General features: G+C 78.6%; 1 protein-coding gene. It reads right to left on the bottom strand.

The features are described 5' to 3' along the window. Positions 1–319, bottom strand: a 319-nt coding sequence (locus D7Y13_RS44390; protein WP_147452778.1) for an AMP-binding protein, incomplete at its 3' end; no start/stop codon positions are given. Positions 320–398 lie beyond the last annotated feature (79 nt).

The raw sequence follows: 398 nt of genomic DNA on the forward strand, positions 1-398 counted from the left end.
GGGCCATCACCGGCACGATCCCCGAGCGCAGGCACGCGACCGCCAGCACGACGAACGCGGCGGTGTTGGCGAGCTGCACGACGATCCGGTCGCCCGGCGCGAGCCCCAGCCCCGCGAGCCGGGCCGCCGTCGCGTCGGCCCGGGCGAGCAGCCCGGCGTGGGTGAGCCGGACGTCGCCGTCGACCAGCGCCGGGGCGTCCGGGGTGCGGGCCGCGGCCTCCCCGAGCAGCTCCCCGAGCGGGCGGCCGGCCCAGTACCCGGCCCCGACGTAGCGCCGGACGAACTCCTCGGGCCACGGCACGACCTCGGGGGCGGCCATCTCAATGTCCTCCGCGGGCGACGAGGTCGGCGCGGCCGGACAGGACCGCGGTCACGGCGGCGTCGTCGGTGATATCGGG

This window comes from Corallococcus praedator (assembly GCF_003612125.1).
In the GTDB taxonomy this organism is placed as follows: domain Bacteria; phylum Myxococcota; class Myxococcia; order Myxococcales; family Myxococcaceae; genus Corallococcus; species Corallococcus praedator.